Genomic DNA, 1,034 nt, shown 5'->3' with positions numbered 1-1,034 from the left:
TGGACAATTCCGTGATAAAAATTAAAAATATAACTTATACTTTTGCATTAGAAAATCTAAGTCAAGCATCAGCTTACCTTGTCGCTGAACCATCGCTGAGCATTGGCGGCACCTTGCCGCCGGGAACGTTCCATTCTTTCACAATAAGTCGTTAAACATTGAAGACTTCCAGCTGGACCTTTAAAGAGTTTCCCAAATTCAGAGCAGAGTGTTAGCCAATTTTTGGTCGGGAGGTTAAGTCTTTCTAAAATATGCTCACTTTGTGTAATTGAGCCTCTTTTACCTTCCCTGATACATCGACCCGTTTCTTCAACAAGCACTAGATAATTTTCAACTGTGAAAGACAGTCCTTTTGGCATATTAGTTCGTTCGTTACCAACAAACGGCAATAACTCTTGTGGTTGCTCACAGTTAAGTGCTGCTTTTATTCTTCTTTGAATACTCGTAAAATCTGATTGCTCAGGAGTTATCACCATTTTCGCTCTAATTGGATTCAAATCGACATAAGCCATACATGCTAATATTGCAGCTTCATCTAATAATGCTTGAGATTTAAAGCGTCCTTCCCAAAACCGTCCCTTACAGCCATCTTCTTTATTAGCCATTCGAGCAATAGGCTCATTTAGACAGCGCATAAACCAACTAATATCTGTGAGACGATGGCGATATTCAGCAACTTGCTTGTCGAGGAGTTTTTGCTCACATTTGTTGAGCTTGTCACCTTTAACATATCGCAGGGAAAGCTGTGAACCATTGAATAATCGATGCCATTGATTAAGTACATCAGCATCAGACCAAGACTGAATTAAGTCGACATCGACTCTGAGCACTATGTGTAAGTGATTAGACATGACTGCATAGGCGCATATATCAATTGCAAACACCTCTGCCAATTCAAGTAAACGAGTTTCAACCCATTCACGGCGGTGTTCATAACTGATCCCAGAGTACGAATCGACCCCACAAAGAAACGCCCTTCTTACACAACGTGAAACGCAGTGATAAAAGGGCGTATCTTCAACACTAACCATTGT

At 40.5% G+C, this 1,034-nt stretch carries 1 protein-coding gene; it reads right to left on the bottom strand.

Translation table 11 applies throughout. The features are described 5' to 3' along the window. Positions 1 to 68 precede the first annotated feature (68 nt). Positions 69 to 1,034, bottom strand: a 966-nt coding sequence (locus tag JQC92_RS22475; protein ID WP_205001746.1) for a transposase, incomplete at its 5' end; no start/stop codon positions are given.

Origin of the sequence: Parashewanella hymeniacidonis (assembly GCF_016900895.1) — a bacterium.
Lineage (GTDB): Bacteria > Pseudomonadota > Gammaproteobacteria > Enterobacterales > Shewanellaceae > Parashewanella > Parashewanella hymeniacidonis.
This window is presented reverse-complemented; position numbering and strand designations above follow the sequence as displayed.